General features: G+C 47.2%; 11 protein-coding genes and 1 pseudogene. 7 read left to right on the plus strand and 5 right to left on the minus strand.

Annotated features, from left to right (window positions below; all coding sequences use genetic code 11):
• Positions 1-20 precede the first annotated feature (20 nt).
• The 7 genes and pseudogenes from QUB20_RS08050 (at position 21) to pgsA (ending at position 12,174) form a co-directional block, all read left to right on the plus strand.
• Entirely contained in the window at positions 21-4,379 is a 4,359-nt protein-coding gene (locus QUB20_RS08050) for a hypothetical protein (RefSeq protein ID WP_333245424.1), read from the plus strand.
• A gap of 274 nt (positions 4,380-4,653) precedes the next feature.
• Complete coding sequence (locus QUB20_RS08055; protein WP_333291284.1) at positions 4,654-5,364, plus strand: sugar transferase; 711 nt, start codon at positions 4,654-4,656, stop codon at positions 5,362-5,364.
• Positions 5,365-5,447: 83 nt separating this feature from the next.
• On the plus strand, positions 5,448-6,293 hold the full coding sequence (locus tag QUB20_RS08060) for an ADP-ribosylglycohydrolase family protein (protein ID WP_333244106.1): 846 nt from the start codon (positions 5,448-5,450) through the stop codon (positions 6,291-6,293).
• A gap of 1,164 nt (positions 6,294-7,457) precedes the next feature.
• Entirely contained in the window at positions 7,458-9,170 is a 1,713-nt protein-coding gene (locus QUB20_RS08065) for a pentapeptide repeat-containing protein (RefSeq protein ID WP_333245430.1), read from the plus strand.
• Between the two features lie 385 nt (positions 9,171-9,555).
• Positions 9,556-9,864, plus strand: a pseudogene (locus tag QUB20_RS28650) (calcium-binding protein); the annotation flags it as partial.
• A 105-nt stretch (positions 9,865-9,969) separates the two neighbouring features.
• A complete protein-coding gene (locus QUB20_RS08075) occupies positions 9,970-10,917 on the plus strand; it encodes a calcium-binding protein (protein WP_333245436.1) in 948 nt (315 codons plus the stop codon).
• A 738-nt stretch (positions 10,918-11,655) separates the two neighbouring features.
• The gene (gene pgsA / locus QUB20_RS08080) at positions 11,656-12,174 is read left to right on the plus strand and encodes a CDP-diacylglycerol--glycerol-3-phosphate 3-phosphatidyltransferase (protein ID WP_333245439.1); all 519 of its coding nucleotides are present in this window, start codon (positions 11,656-11,658) and stop codon (positions 12,172-12,174) included.
• 61 nt (positions 12,175-12,235) lie between these two features.
• On the opposite strand, the gene QUB20_RS08085 is transcribed toward pgsA, so the two are convergent.
• From QUB20_RS08085 to QUB20_RS08105, 5 genes are all read right to left on the minus strand, one after another.
• The gene (locus QUB20_RS08085; protein ID WP_333150893.1) at positions 12,236-12,445 is read right to left on the minus strand and encodes a type II toxin-antitoxin system HicB family antitoxin; all 210 of its coding nucleotides are present in this window, start codon (positions 12,443-12,445) and stop codon (positions 12,236-12,238) included.
• A complete protein-coding gene (locus tag QUB20_RS08090; protein WP_333244090.1) occupies positions 12,432-12,698 on the minus strand; it encodes a type II toxin-antitoxin system HicA family toxin in 267 nt (88 codons plus the stop codon). The genes QUB20_RS08085 and QUB20_RS08090 overlap by 14 nt, the downstream gene beginning before the upstream one ends.
• A 114-nt stretch (positions 12,699-12,812) precedes the next feature.
• Positions 12,813-14,558 (minus strand): diflavin flavoprotein, encoded by a 1,746-nt coding sequence (locus QUB20_RS08095; protein WP_333244088.1) that lies wholly within the window; start codon positions 14,556-14,558, stop codon positions 12,813-12,815.
• Positions 14,551-15,180, minus strand: a complete 630-nt coding sequence (locus QUB20_RS08100) for a hypothetical protein (protein WP_333244085.1) — start codon at positions 15,178-15,180, stop codon at positions 14,551-14,553. Before QUB20_RS08100 ends, QUB20_RS08095 begins: the two co-directional genes overlap by 8 nt.
• Before the next feature lie 345 nt (positions 15,181-15,525).
• The gene (locus QUB20_RS08105) at positions 15,526-17,253 is read right to left on the minus strand and encodes a diflavin flavoprotein (protein WP_333245444.1); all 1,728 of its coding nucleotides are present in this window, start codon (positions 17,251-17,253) and stop codon (positions 15,526-15,528) included.
• Positions 17,254-17,542 lie beyond the last annotated feature (289 nt).

Raw genomic sequence — 17,542 nt, forward strand, 5'->3', positions numbered from 1 at the left:
CATTCCCAGAGGTTCCGCCCTTGAATTCTCAGAAGTACAAAATTCAAGCACTGATTGCTGAGATAGACGAGGTACTCAGCAAGCCCGCACCCCGCTTGCCTTGGACGGGTTCTCTTGATACTGTCCACCAGCGCCAACTTTTAGAGCGAGTTCGCGCTTATCTGGTTTCCTCAGACTCAAAGCTAACGGCCCCAAAGGCCGCGGCCCGCCAAAATGTCCGCCCCGAACCAGTTCCAGTACCCAAAGTGCCTCTGCCCCCCCCTGGCCCCTCAGCAGCAGAGCAAATCATGCTGGCAGTAACCGGAGAAATCAGCCACCTGCGTTCCAGCCTGACAGGGCCGCTCCAAGAAGACATAGAAGCTCTGCGGCAAGAGCAGCAAGCTCTCATTCAAGAAATCAAACAGCTAGAAGCAAAACGGCAGCAGCAACAATCCCTAGCTCAGCAACAAGCCAACCAACAGCAAATCATTGCTGAATTTTTGCAGGTACTGAGTGCCCGCTTGGAAGAAACCTTGACTAGCGATTTCTCCCAAATTCTAAATTCCCTAGAAAATCAGTTATTGCAAAGTATCTCAGCACCATACTCTTTGGGCAGTGCGCCTGATGAAGAATCGGCTATTGACGTAACACTTCACCGACAAACCTCAGAAGAACACCCGCTGCTGACGCCGGCTCAGAGGTTGGAGCAAATGCAACTTTTCCAATCTCATGCTGACAGTCTGCTGATGAGTCTCGATTCGAGGATGGCTATCGTGTTCGAGGCTTTGCAAGCAAATCTGCAAAGCTATCAAGCTTCCTTGAGACAAGAACTCGAAAATATGTACGGTTTGAACCAGCAGAGCGAGGCGATGTTCGCGGCTTTGGTCAACCACTTAGCTGCACAGTTGGGGCGAGAAGCTTCTTCCTACGTTCAACAGCCGATCGATTTAGCAAATAATCTCGAAACCGTCACCCCAACCGCAGCCGATCGATCTCCTGTCGCTCCCGCCCTTTCAAATACTCCGATCGAACACTCAGCCCCAGAGACTCAGACGGGAGACTCGGTGCAGTCCATTCGCACCGGCGAATTCGGAGAACAAGACAGATTTCCCTACGCCGGTACAGAAATTTCTCCGCAATTCAGACAGTTGAGGCGCGAACGCGATCGCATTCAAGCCCCAATTATGCTCCCGGAGTTGGAAGATAATTTGTTGGGTTCTACACCCGAAACATCTCAAAATTCAACTCTAGATACGGGGGAAGAATCGGACAATAGGTTTACAGAAACAGACGAAGAAATTGAGGATTTGTATGCAAGTTTGTTCGCGGGAGAAGCGGTTCCTGAAGTAGAATTACAAGTCGAAAGTTTCCCTGTAGAAAATACTGAAATTGAGACCCAAACTGAAGGTTTAGAATACCAAGCGACGACGGATCGGGAAACTGCCGAATCGCTAAAAATGACCGAAGATTTGTTTGTAAATCTGCTGGATGAAGGCGAATCTTTGGAAGAGATTTTAGGAGATGAAGATTCAGACTTTGTAATGGGGAATTCTGTAGAGTCTCTAACTTTAGATAGTGCAGATTTATTTGAACCGCAAGTGGCAAAAGTACCTCAAGTTTCAGCACCACCACCCTCAACTGCTGAGGTGAAAATTGACGGGGACGATCGAGAAAATCTAGAAACGGGTCAAAACCCAGGCGAGCAGTTCGACGCTGCGATGCCTGAATCGCCACCTTTGCCGTTGAGAACGCCAGCCGAAATTAGCCCAAACCTCCCCAGTGCCGAGTCTCATGTGCCAAGTATCGGTGAGGTTCAAACTGGCGAGTCCGGCACTTCGTCGCAGCGACTCGATGAGGAGTACATCCAAGCTTCGCCGGACGAGGATTTGCTGCCGATCGAGGAATTAGAAGATGACCTCGATCGAGCTCTAAATTTGGACAACAACACTCTGGAACTTTTGGAGGCAGACCTCTACAATCTGGAGGAAGTGGAAAATACTAGCTCCCGGCGATCGAATTTCTCAGTCGCTAACAGCTTGGATTTATCGGCGAGTTCCCCCGAAGGCATTGCAAACAATCCCTTTGCCGAGGTGGCAGAGGAAGAACTCGGCACGCTGGAGGATTTGTTCTCCGATGTTTTGGAACTATCCTCGGATGATCAACCTTTTGTTTTGGAAGACGAACTTGAGGATGATTTGTTGGCTGAGGAAGACGACTCGAATTTGACGCTAGACGAGATTTTGGCTAGTTTGACCGAAACCGATCGACCTTTGACTGATTCTCCCCCTCCAGAAACTGCCGAAACTGACGAACTGCCATCGAGTCCTCCAGAAAGTCAAAAAAAAAACCTAATTTCGACAGAGAGTAAAGCAGGAGTTGTTGAGGGGAAAACCGATTTTAGCGAGTTTGCCGAAACACAGCAGCAAGACTCGGCTGGGCATTCTGCAGCAGGTGCGATCGCCCCATCCCGACAACGCCGGAATTCTAGCTGGTATTTGGGCATTGATTTTGGTTCCAGCGGCCTGTCTGCGGCTTTACTCGATCGCACCAGTGGCGAATTGCACCCGATTTACTGGGAAGCATCGCAGGCTGAGGCTTGGCCAGCAGACGCCAGTTGTCGGATTCCCTCGGCTGCGGTGCTGGCCCAAACATCCCCAGGTAGCCCAGGGTCAGAGGTGACAGTCAAGTCGGTGGGATTCCGACCCCAGGCTTTGCCTGCAGGAGAATTTTTACTGGAAAATTTTAAATTGCCTTTAAAGGTGGGCATTCCTTATCAGCGGGAGGCTGCTGGGATGTACGAACCGCTGTTGCAGTGGGATCCCTTGCAGGCTTTTTCGATCGCCTTGCCGCTGCAATGTGTGCGGGCGCTGCTGGCTACTTTGAATCCGAGTTTGCGGGGACAAAAATTTGCCGAATCGGGGGAAATTTTGGATTCTGCACCAAGGGCGAATTTTGCAGGATTGCCAGTTTCTAATTTAATTTGTAGGGCTTCGGGACTGACGCCAGAAACTCTTGATGCGGCGCTTTTAGACTTGCAGGGTGTAATTTTGGGGACTCCGGCCGGCTGGTCGGATGTTTATCGGTTTAATCTGCGGGAGGCGGTTTTGGGTGCGTCTCTGGTGGCTTCTGGTTCGCAAATTTTTGTGGTGGAAGATGCGATCGCCACTTTGCTTGCTGCTGTAACTCCTGTGAAAAATGACATGGAAGTCGAGTCGTCAGCCGTGGATTCTGCTAAGGGCACTGAAGAAGCTGCACCGCTGACTGTGAATGCTTCGTCTTTTAGCGGGGGAACTTTGATTTTGAATGCGGGGGCGGCGACGGTGGAATTAGCTTTAGTTGAGTTGCCGTCCAATCTTCAAGATTTAACTCGTGCTGATTTTACTTGCCAGAGTTTTGGTTTTGCTGGCGATGCTTTCGATCAGGATATTATCTGTCAGTTGTTGGCTAAAAATGAAACTTGGGGAATGTCGATCGATTTGCCACGTCCTGGCCATCCAGATTTGCCGAGTCGCTATCAATTGCAGCAGCGGTTACAAGGTTCTGCTTTTGGCCTGCAATTGTTAGAGGCAGCAAGACAAATAAAAGTTACTTTGCAACATCAAAAAAGTTTTGCTTTGGATATTGGTCAGCAGCATTGGGATGTGAAGCGCAAAGATTTGGAAAGTCTGGTTTTAGTGCCTTTTGTGCAGCAGTTGAACCGTGAATTGAATGCTTTGCTCAGCCGCGCGGGAATGTCGCCGGCGGGGATTAATCAGGCGATTTGTGCGGGGGGTATGGGTGCTTGGCCTGCGATCGCCCGCTGGTTGCGGCAGAAGCTGCCGAATGCGATCGTGGTTCAAGACCAGGAATTGCAGGGCGATCGAGATATTTTTGAGATTCACAATTCTGCATTAAATTCTGTATCTCAAAGTACAAATTTCCCCCAAAAAATTGGTCGAGTTGCCTGCGGGTTAGCGAGTTTGGCTCTCTATCCTCACATTTTGGATGTGTCACAGCAGCAGTACAGCGACTTTTTTCTGCTGTGGGAATTAATGAAGGTTTTGGGCGGGGAAACTTTGAGCTTTCAGGAAATTTTGCAGTTGTTGGAGGGCCAAGGCGTGAATACCCGCACCTGCGAACCCCGGATTTTGCGGATTTTGGAAGGAAATTTGCCGGCGGGACTTGTGCCTGCGGAGGAAGATTTCATGCTGCTTGCCGAGGAGTCAAGGCAAAATCCTGATTGGGAAGAAATTTGGGCTGAGCCGCTTTTCTTTGAAGATGTCTCACGCGGTTATCGTTTGAATCTCGAACACGCCTCTGTTGTTCGTGAATATTTAGGCAAACTCGCCTCTAGCAGCCAGCAAAAATTGTTAGAGCCGCTAACACTTGCTTGGGATGTTCGCACCGATATTTATCGCTAAACGGCAAAAAACCCGGTTTCTCAGTAGAATCCTCCCTGTCTTCCGGGAAGAGTCCTAGCCGAAACCAGGTTTTTTTGCGTCCCGGACTAACTTTTTTCTGTAAATTTACGTAAGTTTACAGAAACTTTATACGTTTTTATAAAAAATACATAGAAACTTTATAAAAGTGTGATTGCTTTTTAAAGATTGTGCAAAGCTGAGCACTTCAGGTTCAGCAGATTTGGGATGGCTAATAAGATGGACGTAAGAGATCGTTAAAGTTGAGACAAATGATATGAAATTTCCGATGGGTGCCTCGTCGAAATCATTATTATCAGAAATGATGTCGTTATGTTTTCCAGAATCTACTTACAATGTCTGTGTATCAAAACAACACGCTCACCGATCCGTAACGAGCAAGGTAAAACGGTCGATCGATATTTTGGGTGCGCTGCTGGGACTGGCAATTGCTGCTGTGGTGGCGGTGCCGGTGGCTGTGGCGATGCTGTTGGACAATCCGGGCCCGCTGCTGTACAGTCAAGTCCGCTGCAGCTTCAAAGGGCGACATTTCAGAATATGGAAATTTCGATCGATGGTTGTCGGTGCAGAAAATCTCAAACATTTAGTTAGCAACCAAGCCAAGGGTCACATTTTTAAGAATGAAAATGACCCGCGAATTACCCGCGTCGGCCGCTTTTTGCGGAGCACGAGTTTGGACGAGTTACCTCAATTCTGGAATGTGTTAGTTGGCGACATGAGTTTGGTGGGAACTCGACCGCCAACTCCCGATGAAGTTGCTGCCTATGACGAGTTCCACTGGCAACGTTTAAATGTCAAACCCGGTCTGACTGGGGAGTGGCAAGTCAACGGACGGTCTAGAGTTAAAGACTTTGACGAGATTGTCCGCATGGATCTCGACTATCAGGGCAAGTGGTCTATTGTCTACGACATCACTCTGATTTGCAAAACAATTTTGGTTGTCTTCAGCAAAAATGGTGCGTGTTAATAGACTTGCTGTTTTGGGTTGTTTTTTGATTTTAAAATTTAGGAAAAAACACGGGATGAAATAGTAGGAAACAGATTAAATATATGTTAATAGAATTAGCGATTGGTGACGCTTACGGTGCGGGTTTTGAATTTGTTGACCAGCAGACGATCGCAATGTACAACAATCTCAACGGCTACATCCAGCATCCCCGTCACGATATCCAGCCTGGATGTTACACGGACGATACGCAGATGAGTTTAGCCGTCGCAGAAGCTATCGTCAGCCGAGAACCTTGGACGCCCGAACTTTTAGCCAGCAAATTTGTTGCAGCTTTTCACCGCGATCGGCGATTTGGTTATGCTGGTAAAATGTACAATTTTTTGCTGCAAGTTCAAGACGGCAAAGAATTCTTAGAAAAAATGCACTCCGCTAGCGATAAAAGCGGATCGGCGATGCGATCCGGCCCCATTGGCATTTTTCCTACTATTGAAAAAGTCATCGAAAATGCCACCATTCAAGCTGCAATTACCCACAATAGTCCAGATGGCATTAATGCAGCTATAGCGGCCGCTTTGATGTCCCATTACTTTATTTATCAGCTAGGTTTAAAGAAGAATTTGGGAAATTTTCTAGAAAAGCACGTCCCTGGTGAGTGGTCGATACCTTGGCAAGGAGAAGTCAGCGCTAAAGGTTTGGTCTGTGTTAGAGCAGCTATTACTGCTGTCATGCTCCATGATAGTATGAGCAAACTGCTCCAAGCTTGCATTGCCTTTTCGGGAGATGTCGATACAGTAGCAACTATTGCTTTAGCTGCTGGTTCCTGTAGCAGTGAAATTGCCCAAGACCTGCCAGAAAATCTGGTACAAGGATTAGAAAATCTATCTTACGGCAGAGATTATATCATAGAACTGGATCGACAGTTAATGAATTGCAGGAGCGACTTCTGACCGAAAGCATCCAGGATACCCGCCACGTGATTCATGTGTCCAGAAATAAAAAACCTGTATCCGATAAAGGAACCCCCGAATTTATCCGTGGGGTCAATGCTTCAATTCTAAAATCTAAAATCTAAAATCTAAAATCTAAAATCGCTTGACTTCTTCCTGATATCTGTTACATCCGTTAAATCCCCATTCACTGCGCGTTGCCGAACTTCTTTCTATTATGAATTTGCCTAATTTGATTACTTTTTCTCGCTTGCTGGGAGTGCCTTTTGTGCAGTAGTTTAACTGTGAATTGAATACTTTGGTCAGCCGCCGCCGCGCAGGAATGTCGCCGGTGGGGATTAATCACGCGATTGGTGCGGGGGTTATCGGTGCTTAGTCTGCGCCACTGGTTGCTGCAGAAGCTGCCGAGTGCGCTCGTGCTTCAAGCCAGGAATTGCAGGTCGATCGAGATATTTTTGCAATCCACAATTCTCCCTTAAATTCTGTATCTCAAATTACCAAATTATCATAAAAAAAAATAGTCTATTTGCCTGCCGGTTGGCGAGTTTTGCTCTCTATCCTCTAGCAGCAGCAATGCCAAAAATTGTTAGAGCCACTCACAATTACTTGGGATGTTGGCACCGATAGTTATCGGTAAATATATAAACTTATCGAGCGCCCTTAGATAAAGATCGTAGGACTTAGGCAACTGTCACACTTATGTCACTTGTATGGTGCGTCAGACATCTTTGTTATTAGGCGATTATCAAGGCTTTCAGATTTCTGGAAACCCTACCAATTGTGCCAGTTGTGTAAGTTTTGAATAAAAAACAGCATACCCAGAACCCGCAGCACTTACAGCAAAATTCAGGAGTCAAGAGCGTTGCCCTGACAAATGCCATAACAGCGAATAGCCAGAATTATTTTGTGTTTTTTCCGTAACAATACTTAAATTTATTCTAAAACTTATGCTTTCTTAGAATAAATTTACAAGAATTTTATAAAAGTGTGCTTTTTTTTAAAGATTGTGTAAAGAAGAGCCTTTGCCGCTTGTGGGAAATTTGGGGCTCTCATAGGATGTAGCCAGATTCAGCTATTACAAATATTTGAGTCTTTAGTCTTAATTCAAGACCAATTCTTTCATGCTCATCAAAATCCTAAATTTTCACTTTTTGGTAACTACAAATGGTAGCGCAAAACTTTAGCAATCAAAACTTGGTCGGTAATAACTTTAGTGGGCAAAACCTGAATGGTTCCACATTCTTTAAAGCCCGACTAGAAAACGTCTTGTTCCGGCGCAACGCTCAAGGTACCTCCACTCAACTCAGAGGTACCAACTTTGAAGAAGCCTTTCTGCTGAATGTAGATGCAACGAATGCGATTTTTGCTGCCAATACCAACTTTGAACCGGCGAATTTTTATAAAGCGACCTTAGAAAACGTCAATTTCAGTCGCGCCAACCTAACTGGAGTAAATCTGTCGCTGATCAGCACAAAATTCATCAACCTGTCCAACGCCAACCTGACAAATGCCATTCTCCATGAGGCTAATCTCAGCGGCGAACAGTCGGAGCGACCGAATCTAAGAGGAGCAAACTTTACGGGTGCTGATTTCTACAAGGCGAAGCTGAAAGCGGCTGACTTTACGGGCGCCAATTTGACCAATGCCAAATTCCAGGGTGCTGAGCTGGAAGGAACCTTGTTGATCGATGCGAACTTTACTGGCGCTCAATTCGACCCATCAACTAATTTCACAGACATTATCCTCAGCAACTCCATCTTTGACCTTGCCAACCTGAGTGACGTTAATCTGACGGATACCGACCCACCCGATGGATTGACACTGACAACTTCTCGCTTTCGCGGAGCCAATATGACTGGCTTTAGTGCCGAAGATGTCAATCTGGCTGGTGCTGACTTCAGCGCCCATGCAAATGGTACGCGCACTCAAATGGGTGGTGCTAGTTTCGCAGATTCTGAGTTGAACAACGCGAACCTGACTCAGGTGATTGCAGAAGGCATATTCCTGGACGGTGCTGATTTGAGCAATGCAATCATGGTTGCTGCTGATCTCAGCAATGCCAACCTGGGTGGAGCAATTCTCGTTGGCGCTAACCTGACGGGTGGAGTTGAGTTAGACAACGCTTTTATTGAGAAGAGTAATGTTGCTGGAGCTAATTTTACAGGGGCAAACCTGGCAGGCGCAAACCTGAAGGAGGCGGTTGGAGATAACCTGACCAAGTTTAGAAACGTCAATCTGTCAGGTGCCAGCCTGGAAGTGGGGAGTTTTATCGGTGCCGACTTCACCAATGCCAACTTAAGCAATGCCAACCTGGTCAAAGCCAACTTCACCGATGCCACGATGGTCGGGGCGAACATGACCGGGGTCAATGCAGTGGATGTCGTGGGTCTGACGATGGGGACTAGCAGTAACGATACCCTAACTGGAACCGGCAGCAAAGATAATATCTTCGGGCTCGACGGCAATGACTCCCTCAATGGCGGTGATGGGGATGATTACCTGGATGGCGGCAGTGGTGCTGATATCCTGACAGGCGGCCCCGGCAATGATGGGTTGTTTGGTGGTGCGGGAAATGACACCCTCACAGGCGGTGGTGGCAGAGATACCATTCACTACCGCAGTGGTCATGGTTCCGATCGCGTGAATGGTTTCACCCTCGGCTCCAGCGGAGACATCCTATCATTCAGTGGCATTGCAGCGATCGATGTGGTGCCATCTGGCGCGAACACTCAATTGCGATTGGGCAATGGCATTGCTGGCGATGCCGGTTTTGGCACAGGCGCGCTGTTGATCACCCTAGCTAACACTTCATTTACTGCAGCTCATATCAACACCAATACCAACTCTGCCAACAGGCCCATCTTCCAGTTCTCGTAAACTCAATTCGGAGTCTGTGTAATGGGTGCTCAGAGTTTATTTTTTCTATCGAGGCCTCGCTCCCCCCCTCTTTTTCAAGGTTGGAAGAGGGAGGATTGCCAGCGGTAACGAAGCACCGAGTTCTAGCGTGCATTAATAACTTTGGGGCTATGTGCCAAGTTCACTTGATATACCTCACTGTCTTTTCATGAGCAGTGATTCCTTGACGCGACCTTGAGATGTGGTACCGAGGTAGTCTTACCTTCTCTCCACGTTTGTTTAGAGTCTCCCAATGCCCTGTGGCGACTTGTTTAAATTCTAGCATCAAACCGTCAAACAAAGGACGGGGTTTAAGACCCAAATTTTCGATAACCACGAGAAATTTACCTAACACTAGGAGAAAATTATGGCTGTCAGAAATGGAACTCCAGAATCCGATACCCTGACCGGAACCAATAACGCCGATGTGATTCGCGGCTTTGGCAAGGAAGATCTGCTGTATGGCTTAGGCGCTAACGACAGCATCTACGGTGGAGACGACAAAGACACTATGTATGGTGGTGCTGGAGCCGATCGAATCTTTGGGGAAAACGGCGAAGACGATCTATATGGTGATGATGGTAACGACTTCCTCTACGGTGGGCTGGAGAAGGACAACCTGTATGGTGGAATCGGAGCCGATCGACTCTTTGGAGATTCAGGCGAAGATTCCTTGTATGGCGAGGCTGGCAATGACACCCTGTACGGAGGATCAAATGCCAACGATGCCAACGATGGCAAAGATTACCTTGATGGTGGGGCTGGAAAAGACCTAATCTATGTGGGTTTCGAGGACACAGGATTGGGTGGTGTTGGCGATGACACCGTAATTGGCGGCTTTACCGATGACGTGATCTACGGCGATGACTCAGAAGGTTTAGTGTTTGGGGGAGCGGATTCCCTGGTTGGCGGCGACGGTAACGACACCCTCTACGGAGAAGCCGACAGCTTAGCGAGTGGCAGCAACGATACCCTCGATGGTGGCATAGGCGACGACGCCCTCTACGGCTATGCCGGAGATGACCTCCTCAATGGTGGGGATGGCATTGACTTCCTCGATGGTGGCGATGGCAATGACATCCTTGATGGTGGCACTGGCTCTAGTACCCTGTTAGGTGGCGCTGGCTTAGAAACCATCAGGGGTGGCGCTGAAGGCGACTTCATTGATGGCGGAGAGGGCAATGACAACCTCAATGGTCTGGGTGGCAATGACACTATCTATGGCGACGCCGGAGTTGCTGAAACACTGGCTGGCAATGACATCCTCAATGGTGGTGGAGGCGATGACTTCCTAGATGGCGGTGCAGGTGTCGATCGCATCATCGGTGGTGCTGGCATTGACCTGCTTTTTGGCGGCGAAGATGCGGAAACTCAAACCGCCCGCGACACGCTAACCGGCGGGGCTGACACCGACTACTTCCAGTTGCTGTACACAGCATTTGTGCCCGAACCAATCGATCCCGGTGAGCCGGTCGTTCCTGCTCCTGCTGGTGACTACATCGTGGACTTCGTGAAAGGGACTGACTACTTCTTACTGGAGGGGATTACCTTTGAGCAGCTATCGTTCCAGAACATCTCGCTGACAGTTAACGGGGTTGCTACTCCGAGTACCCGGATCTACGTCACGCCTGAAGCCGGAATTCCGATTTCTCAAGCGGAAACGCTAGCTGTGGTTCAAGGAGTGCGTCAATTTAACGCCTCGCATTTCGTTGAGGAACCACTCATTTAATTAACCTGAGATGTTGCACCATTCTCAATAAGCTTTTTATGAACAGGCTTTTCGGCCTGTTCCACAAGAAAATTCACTCTTTGTGGAACAGGCCGAAAAGCCTGTTCTTGAGAATAGTGCCAGATTTAAACAAATTTTAAGCCCCAAACCAAGCGCAAGCTGGCTTTATACAGGGTAAATAAGTTCATGTTTTCTTGCCACCACCGCACAAATCTATATTCTGTCCCTTGACAGTTTTTATCTCCTGCTGTCTCTTTAAAGGCAGCAGGAGTTTCGTCTTTGACCAGGAATCCGCAGATCCTTTTTCTTGATGCCCATTTACCTGCCCAGTTTCGCCATGAGGTAGCCGCGATCGCCAAAGATTACCCTGAGCTAGTGAACTCTGTTTCCGAATTTTTCTAGCCAGTTACGATCGCCAATCGGCAGTAAAAATCGAATTCGATCGGGTGAGGCGACACAACAAATTGAGCCGATAAATTATCCAATAGACCTCTTGCAAAAGTCAAAAACTCACCCCCCTCAGTCCCCCCTTGCGAAGGGGGGAAGCAAGAAAAATTAGGCTCCCTCCCCGCGACTTCGGGGAGGGTTGGGGAGGGGTCTCAGCATTTTTGCAAGAGGTCTAATCTTGTGACTACTCTAATCAGAATGTTTTGAAATTAAGTAAATCCACCTGATTATCAGTCGTGTAAATGTTAAATTAAGGAAAGCCTTCGTAGAGTAGCCCTTAATTTTTGATTTATGAATTTGCCTAATTTGATTACGTTTTCTCGCTTACTGGGAGTACCTTTTCTGCTCTACGGTTTGTACGACCCAAGCGCTCAAAGCCGCTGGATTTGCACCGCGATTTTTGTGGTAGCTGCGGCTACTGATTGGCTGGACGGCTATTTGGCTAGGAAGCTGAATCAAATTACCGATTTGGGAAAGTTTCTCGATCCTTTGGTGGATAAATTGTTGGTGCTCGCGCCGCTTTTGGTATTGATTGAGTTGGGGAAAATCCCGGCTTGGGGAGTGTTTTTGATTTTTGGTCGGGAGTTGACAATTGCGGGGTGGCGTGTTAATAAAACTACGATTTCTGGAGCTAATATTTGGGGGAAGTTGAAGACGGTGAGTCAGATTGTGGCGATCGCACTTTTAATTGCTCCTCTGTCGGAAGCGTGGAATTTTCCCGCATTAATTGCTTTTTGGGTTTCTGTGGCTTTAACTTTGATTTCGGGCGCTATTTATCTGTGGCCGGAAAAGACTGCTGAGGAAAAGTAAGCTACCTTCTTGATTACTCGTTCCCAAGCTATTCCTGGTAACGAGTTAAATTCCTATTAAACTAAGCCGAAATCAAGCGACCTTTCGGTTGAGGAATAGAACGCCCCAATTCCTGAGCAGTCTCAATCCACTCCTGCATAACAATCTCGATATTTTGTAGTGCTTCTTGATAAGTTTCGCCATCCGCAGCGCATCCGGGTAATTCCGGCACTTCGGCAATAAATGCTTGGTCTTCTTGACTCCAGTAGAGGATAATTTCATAGCGAAGCATCGTTTTCACCTCCTAGTTGGTGTTTGAGAATTACCTCACGAATTTGCCTGACTTGATAAACTTTGGCTTGCGAGCCTTTGGGTTGAATATTTAGGATTTCTTCAACACCATCTTTAGCAAATATGTGGTGACTGCCGCGAATCCGTTCCTCAAAGCCGAGTTTGCGTAAAAGTTGGCAAAGTTGAGCAAATGGTATATTGGCGTCGGAATTACCAAGTAAGATTTTAGCTAGCAGTTTGTCTGGTTGACTCACGCTCTATCCAAGTTATCAGTTATTTTATGATGACATATTTCTGAGTTGGCGATCGAAAGTCATTCGTCAGAAATCAGAAGCCAGAATCAAAAATTCTGACGAATGACAAATTCCTTAATAATGACTCCCAGATTTCCGGTAATGCACCGCTGTTACGCCGTCATTATTGAGCAAATGACCGTTTTCAATCGCCGCATAAACTACCCAGTGATCGCCGCATTCCATCCGACTTATCACTTGGCATTCCAGATAAGCTAGAGCATCAGTCAAAACTGGACAGCCGTTGCTAGCTTCCATTGTTTCGACTCCGGCAAATCTGTCTTCTCCCGGAGCAAAGTTTTTCATGAAATACTTCCGCAACTGTCGGCCTTCGGCTAAGATATTCAGCACAAATTTATCTCCAGCGTACATCAAAGCTTCGATCGATCGATCTTTCGCCACCGCAATCGTCACACCGGGCGGATTAAACGTTGCTTGCGACACCCACGAAGCCAGCATCGCACTGGCGACTTCCCCCCGCTTCGCCGAGAGTACGCACAGCGAACCAACGAGTCTCCCTACTGCTTGTTCAGTGCGATCGCTCCCTGCTGCTAACTGCGGTTTCGGTGCCCGCAATTTTTGCGATCGAATCAAAGCTTGAGCAAAATCCGTTCCCGCTTCTTTACACTCGTGAATCGTCGCCGCCGTCGGCTTAAATTTGGCTCGAATCGGCTCAAATCCAATTCGATAGCCAGCATCTTTCAGCTTATTTTCCACTAAGTCGATCGCTTCTCCACTCCAGCCAAAAGAACCGAAAACCCCGGCTAATTTGCTCTTAGTTGCGGTAGATAAAACAATTCCCAAAGCAGTTTGAATTTGCGTCGGAGCGTGTCCTGCTAGCGTGGGAGTTCCGATGATAAATCCCGCGCATTTTTCGATCGCCTCTTGGATTTCTCCGGGTTCGGCAAATTCGCAGTTGATACTTTCCACCGCAACGCCGGCTTTAGTAATTCCTTTGGCGATCGCCTGCGCTAAAGTAGCCGTATTTCCGTAAGCCGAAGCATAAATCAAAGCAACTGTCAAGTCTTTTGAATTTTGTTGCTGGCTCCATTCCCGATACAAATTGCTCAGTTCATTAAGGCCGTAACGGACGATCGGGCCGTGACCGGGAGCATAAAATGCTGCTGGTAAATCGGCGAATTTATCCATTGCAGTCAGCACTTGTTTTGCCTGAGATGCGTGCAGGGAATCGTAATAATAGCGCCGATCTTCGCTGTAAACGCTCCACCCTTCATCAAATACTTGGTCGCCGCAAACGTGAGCTCCAAATAGTTTGTCAGTGAACACGATTCGAGTGTGCGGATCGTAGGTGCAAAGTTGGTCAGGCCAGCGAGGAGTCGGAGTCGCGATGAATTTTAAGGCGTGACCTTTTCCTAAATTGAGAGTTTCCTCTCCCCGAACGACCATAATGTTTAATTCTTGGTCTGGAAAAGCGGCCCGCAAACTAATTGCGGCGGGATTCGTGCAAACCAAAGCTACTTCAGGAGCCAATTCTAACAGAGCTTTAATTGTTACTGACCTGTTAGCATTGAAATGCCCCAAAATTATGTAATCCAGCTTGGTCAAGTCCACCCGTTGCTGTAAAAAATCGATGTAATTTTGAGTAAAAGATTCCCCTGGCGGATCGAACAAAGCAGTTTTGTCAGCTTGAATAATATAGCTATTGGCTGTCGTCCCCTTTTGCAGCGAATACTCGACTTCAAATTTGAGTCTGTCCCAAGTGCGCGATCGCACAATAAAAGTATCGAGTGCGATCGGGATAAACTGCACATCGCGGGGTTTGGCATCCGATGCGAGTCTAGGAGTCAAAGTATTAGTCATTTATTGCACCTATGAGAAACTGAACTACAGAACTTCTTTTGATTTCGTGCCAAAACTTGGTATCTACAATGTCAAACCTTGCACCTCTCCCCTGTAAATTGGTATCCAGGTCAATCAGAAATTCCCTGGTTTTCAAATCGTCGCCAATTTGGATAAAGCTCACTCCAATTTCTTCATCTTTATCTATTTTATTTGCCGCACTTACAAGAATTTCGGCAACAGCAGCGGTATTTTCGGGTTTTTGATCTAAAACTGCAACAATTATTGTTCCGTTTTTCCCTTTGGCATTTGGTTTGCTTGCAAAATAATCACTAAAAGTTGCTTTCAGAGCTTCTTCTAAATTAATTGCAGTGGGGTTTTCTGAATCCGGTTCCGTATTTTGTCGCTGCAAAATTTCAGCTAACCGAGCAACATTGGAATTTTTATACTTCCACATAGGAGTAGAAGCTTCGTAAACGGTGATGCCGTCGCTGTCAAATTGCTGACATTTTTTTGCTAAGTCGATCAGAGATGCCTGTGCTTCTACCCAATCCTCGTACCAAGGATGGTGAGGGTCTCTGCTGGCATCGCTTCTGGCAATAATAATTGTGTAATCTCGGTCTTCTAAAAGATTGGCAGGCATTGGCAATTCCCCTATTAAAATGAAGTCTAAATGACAACGGTTTGCCCGGTTTGCTGCTGGTGGCGCACCCAACACCGTGAACCTGGTAAGGTGCGCCACAAGCACCCAAAGTTGAGAGTTTTTGGCTAGCCAGTTGTGTCCTGGACTGTAATTGTAGGGTGCGTCAGTAGATAGTCGATGATGAAGTCGAATAAAACATCGGCTGACGCACCTTACTAATACGTTTGGGGTGTGTTGATTCAGACAGTCAATCAATATATCGTTGAATTTCCCTCTTGCTCCTGACAACAGCCAACAGCCAACAGTCAACTGACAACACTCAACTGTCAACCGTCAACTGACTTCCTAATAGTGATTTCCCACTTTGCGGTGGTGAACTGCAGGCAGTGCATCGGGATTGGATACGCGGCCGCTATCAACGATCGCATATACGATATGATGATCCGAAAGTTCCATCCGGCTCACTACTTCGCATTCCATGTAAGCTAAAGCATCTGTCAGAATGGGAGAACCGTTGGTTGCTGGTTGAGTTTTAACTCCGGCAAATCGATCGGCACCAGGAGCAAAACGCTTTAAAAAGTGCCTCATCAAAGTTTGATAATTGCCTTCTTCCAGCACGTTGAGAACAAATTTATCTCCCGCGTGCATCATCGATTCGATCGCCCGATCCTTCGCAACTGCTATTGTTAAACCCAGGGGTTTAAAGCTGGCTTGCGTTACCCAAGAAGCTAGCATCGCACCGCTAACCTCGCCTTTTTGAGCGGTAATGATGTACAGTCCGCCGCTGATTCTTCCCAAAGCTTTATCGAGGTCGCTGTCGAGGGATTTCATCTGTTTGACAGCCTTGTCCCGCGTCAGCCACTGTCCCAAGTCTGTGCCGGCTTCGTCGCAAAGTTGATAACTCGCTTCTGTCGGTGATTCTTTAATTAAAATGTTGGGAAATGCTTCTTTTAAACCCAACTCTTTGAACTTGTTTCGCAGCGGGTAAATAGATACATCATCGCCACCACCGGATTCGCACAAACCGAAAGATTGTTTGTTGTTAGCTGCAACTAAAATTGTGTTGATTGCGGCTTCGGCATTTACAGCAGCAGTACCGCCACTCGGTGGCGAACAAATTACGATACCGGCAGCATTACTGACAAGTTCCGCAACTTCTTGTAAGTCGGCGATTCTCAAATCCATCATTTCCACAGCGACACCTGTTTTGGTGATACCGTGGGCGATCGCTTGGCTGAGTCGATCGCTAAATCCGTAGTCGGAGGTGTAAAATACCGCTACAGTGGTTTCTGCCTTAGCTTGCGCTTGGCTCCACTTTTTGTAGCGTCCGGTAAGTTCCACCACATTGTGCCGCAGCAAGGGGCCGTGACCGGTCGCAACTGTACCAATTTCTCCCAATTCTGCCATCCGCTTCATCGCAGCGAGTACCGATCGAGCATTGGGAGCCATCAAACACTCATAATAAAAGTGGTAATCTTCCTCAACTGCTGCTAAATCGTCATCAAAGGTGCTGTCGGAACAGTAGTGCATCCCGAAAGCATCGCAGGTGAACAGCACTTGAGTTTTGCTGTCGTAGCTGAAAATAGTATCAGGCCAGTGCAAGTTCGGCGCTGATACGAATTCGATAATGTGGCCGTTTCCTAAATCTAGTTTGTCCCCGTTTTTTACTACCAATCGCTCAAATGGTTGGTGTACAAGGTTTTCTAAAAATTGAATTGCTACTTTCGCCCCCACGACAATTGCTTGGGGTGCCAGCGCCAGCACGTCTTTGACTAAACCGCTGTGGTCTGGCTCGGTGTGGCTGATAATTAGATAGTCAATCTCTTTGGGGTCAATTTCGCCCGTTAGAGTTTCCATGTATTGCTGGCGAAACTTCTCGTGCGAGGTATCGACGAGGGCTGTTTTTTCACCGCGAATGATGAATGAGTTGTAAGTTGTACCGTTTTTGAGTCCGAATTCGATGTCAAAGCGGTCTCTATCCCAGTCCAGGCATCGAATTGCCGTTGTGTCAGAGGCAATTTCGACTTTTTCCACCGTCAATCTGCGTTGGACTCGTTCAGTCAGCGCTACCATCAGTGCCTCCTTGTCTTTTACCCATTACCTTATTGTCTTCATTCTGACACGTTTTTTTTGTAAATCTTTATAAAATTTCCTATCACTCAGTTAAGCATCCCAAAACTGATCTCTATGTATTGACAAAAAGCTAAGATGTGTGGTATGGAAACCGAGTTCGATCGGTTGGGCGATCGAACTTGGTTTTGCATGGAAATTGCGATCGAGCAGTCAGTTAGGATCGCGAATTAAATAACTTACAATTTTAATTGTTATTGTGGGATGGGCGTCCCGCCCGTCCTTTTTGGAC

This window comes from Microcoleus sp. B4-C2 (genome assembly GCF_036705265.1).
Lineage (GTDB): Bacteria > Cyanobacteriota > Cyanobacteriia > Cyanobacteriales > Microcoleaceae > Microcoleus.

What these genes read in the sequence shown, in the direction of transcription:
- QUB20_RS08055 (WP_333291284.1), top strand. Translation starts at nt 4,654, where the DNA reads ATGAAATTTCCGATGGGTGCCTCGTCGAAATCATTATTATCAGAAATG.
- QUB20_RS08060 (WP_333244106.1), top strand. Translation starts at nt 5,448, where the DNA reads ATGTTAATAGAATTAGCGATTGGTGACGCTTACGGTGCGGGTTTTGAA.
- QUB20_RS08065 (WP_333245430.1), top strand. Translation starts at nt 7,458, where the DNA reads ATGGTAGCGCAAAACTTTAGCAATCAAAACTTGGTCGGTAATAACTTT.
- pgsA (WP_333245439.1), top strand. Translation starts at nt 11,656, where the DNA reads ATGAATTTGCCTAATTTGATTACGTTTTCTCGCTTACTGGGAGTACCT.
- QUB20_RS08085 (WP_333150893.1), bottom strand. Translation starts at nt 12,445, where the DNA reads ATGCTTCGCTATGAAATTATCCTCTACTGGAGTCAAGAAGACCAAGCA.
- QUB20_RS08095 (WP_333244088.1), bottom strand. Translation starts at nt 14,558, where the DNA reads ATGACTAATACTTTGACTCCTAGACTCGCATCGGATGCCAAACCCCGC.
- QUB20_RS08100 (WP_333244085.1), bottom strand. Translation starts at nt 15,180, where the DNA reads ATGCCTGCCAATCTTTTAGAAGACCGAGATTACACAATTATTATTGCC.
- QUB20_RS08105 (WP_333245444.1), bottom strand. Translation starts at nt 17,253, where the DNA reads ATGGTAGCGCTGACTGAACGAGTCCAACGCAGATTGACGGTGGAAAAA.